General features: G+C 36.5%; 2 protein-coding genes and 1 pseudogene. All 3 read left to right on the forward strand.

The features are described 5' to 3' along the window. Nucleotides 1-572 precede the first annotated feature (572 nt). Nucleotides 573-2,396 (forward strand): reverse transcriptase/maturase family protein, encoded by a 1,824-nt coding sequence (locus tag CO726_RS30615; RefSeq protein ID WP_099686794.1) that lies wholly within the window; start codon nucleotides 573-575, stop codon nucleotides 2,394-2,396. Nucleotide 2,397: 1 nt separating this feature from the next. Beyond that, nucleotides 2,398-2,532, forward strand: a complete 135-nt coding sequence (locus CO726_RS32920) for a hypothetical protein (RefSeq protein WP_281259867.1) — start codon at nucleotides 2,398-2,400, stop codon at nucleotides 2,530-2,532. After that, nucleotides 2,508-2,935, forward strand: a pseudogene (locus CO726_RS30620) (M23 family metallopeptidase); the annotation flags it as partial. The gene CO726_RS32920 and the pseudogene CO726_RS30620, both read left to right, overlap by 25 nt.

Genomic DNA, 2,935 nt, shown 5'->3' on the forward strand with positions numbered 1-2,935 from the left:
GGCAAGGAAAAACGGTGATTGCAAGCTGTTAGGTCAACCCTAAAAGACCTAGTATCACTTGGCTAACCTTGGAGGGAAACTGAAAGGGGACAACAGCATGCCAAGAAAGCCGTAAGTTGGCTAAACATCAAGTCAAGACTGAGCGGCAAGATATAAAGTAGAGATAAGGATGAAGGCTAAACTGCTTGAATGATAGCACAAGGGAGGCCACCGTAACTAGTCTCGAAAGATGTTTATAAACGAGATTCAACAGATATCATAAAGATAGTGTGAGTCATCTTATATGAATAGGGTTATCTGTTGCCCACTTCTATATGGAAGAAAAGTGTGAACGTCACATCCGACACTATACGTGCAAATTCCTTGTTTACTAAATGGGGATTGTCTAAGTTAGAATGCCTGCGAGGCTATTGAGGATAACTTCAAGATGTAACAGTCAAGAAGTATGGCTCATGAATATCTAATATGACAACGGAGCCTTCGTAGTAGTCAGAGCTAGGGAAAGCCTAGTACAGGGCGAAGGAAGGCAGTCTGTTAGCTTATTACCAAATTGGGGAGGTGCGAAAGGCACTATGCAATGTCCAAAAATAGTACTAAGCAATCTGCGAACGAAGAGTCTTAATAAGGAATATCAATATACAAGACTTTATCGTAATTTATATAACCCAGATTTCTTTTTATTAGCATACGATAATCTAAGTAAAAATGATGGCGCATTAACGATAGGAGTAGACCAAAGGTCTATTGATGGTTTTTCTATGAAGGAAGTGGAAGACTTGATAAGTGTTTTAAAAAGTAAAAGCTATCAACCATATCCATCTAGAAGAACCTATATTGAAAAGAAAAATGGCAAGAAAAGGCCGTTAGGAATTCCTAGCTTTTATGATAAATTAGTCCAAGAAGTTATACGTATGATACTAGAAGCAATATACGATTCAAGCTTTTCTAGTTCATCACATGGATACCGAAAAGGAAAGGGATGCCATAGTGCGTTATTAGAGATAAAGCGCACATTTACAGGTAGTAAATGGTTTATCGAAGGAGATATTAAAGGATTTTTCGACAATATTGAACATCATACTCTAGTTACAATTCTTAAAAGAAGAATAAAGGATGAGGCGTTTATAGAGTTGATCTGGAAATTCTTAAGAGCTGGATATTTAGAAGAATGGAAATTTCATAATACCTATAGTGGAGCGCCTCAAGGTGGAATCATTAGTCCAATACTTTCTAATATTTATCTAAATGAATTAGATGCTTATATGAAAAAGTATCAGGATAGATTTGAATCAGGGAAAAAGCGACAAATAAATAAAGAGTATAGTAATTTACAGTATAAAGTGCGGAAGATTCAAGAGAAAATCGATACTGCCTATCTAAATGGAGAAGTAACACGAATTACGGAACTAAAAGAACAACACAAAGTTTTGAAAGGGAAGTTGTTACAAACACCTTATAATAATCCAATGGATGAAAATTATAGAAGGCTCAAATATGTAAGATATGCGGATGACTTTCTTATTGGAGTAATAGGTTCTAAAGAGGATGCAATTCTTATTAAAAATGAGATAGCTTCATTTTTGAAAGAAGAGCTAAAACTAGAATTATCTATGGAAAAAACTCTGATAACAAATGCCTTCAAGAAACACGCTAAATTTCTAGGATTTGAAATTAAAGTGTTCAAAAGTGAAGCAACACGCATTAACAGTCTTGGGAGAGCTTCTAGGGTTCTTAACGGTAAAATTCAATTAAAAATGCCACATGAGGCATGGATAAAGAAACTTCAAAAGTATCAGGCCATTAAAATGTGTGCAGATGGCACTTGGAAACCTCAGCCAAGAGGATATTTCCAACACAACGAAGATTTAGAGATTATCACGCAATATAATAGCGAAATTCGAGGGTTATACAATTACTATCGACTAGCTGAAAATGTGAGCAATCACATGCACCGCTTTGCATATTTCATGTATTATTCAATGTTGAAAACTTTTGCGTCAAAATACAGAACACGTACGAAACAAATTCGAAAGAAATACGAAAAGTACGGACAATTTACTGTACAGTATGAGACAAAGAAAGGAATGAATAAAGTTCGTTTCATTGAAAGAAAGTTTCCAATGACAAGAAATTTATCACTAGAAGGAACAGACATTTTACCAAATACTCGGCATGTAATGAGTACGACTAAATTGTCAGATAGAATCAAGGCGGAAACATGTGAACTATGCAGAGCTAGCAATGTTGTGATACATATGCATCACATTAAGAGATTAAAGAATCTACGAGCAAAGTCAAATAAATCATATCTTGAACAACAAATGATAGCGAGAAATCGAAAGACTATCGCACTCTGTAAAGAGTGTCATATGAAAAGACACAAGGGCGAGATATAAAATGCAGAAGACAGATGGAGAGCCGGATACATTGAGAGATGTAAGTCCGGTTCGGGGAGGAACATTTGGAAACCTATCACAGGAATGTAATAAGGCGCTGGATGTTTACTCTACACATACGTTACGAAAGTTTTGAAATTTTACAAGGATTTGGGTTGCGTAGCGTCCGGGGATGGCGAATGGATTTCTGATAAAGGTTGGAAATGGCCAACGAAATCAGGTCGTATTACAGATACATTTGATGCGGTTCGTAATGGAAAACAACATAATGCAGTAGATATTGGGGCTATGACTGCTGGAAAAGCTGGAGACCCAGTGTGGTCGATGGAAGCAGGTATTGTAACAACCCAAACAGGAAATGTAAACGGTGGTGGTCTAGGTGTCTATGTAGACCATGGAAATGGTATTGTATCCCGTTACTTACATTTGAGTAAAATATCAGTTGCACCAGGAACCATGGTAACAAAAGGACAAATTATTGGGGAAATGGGTGGCTCTAACTTTGATAAAAATACTGGGATTCTTAATATGGCAGGATA

It is taken from the genome of Bacillus fungorum (genome assembly GCF_002746455.1).
Classification (GTDB): Bacteria; Bacillota; Bacilli; order Bacillales; family Bacillaceae_G; genus Bacillus_A; species Bacillus_A fungorum.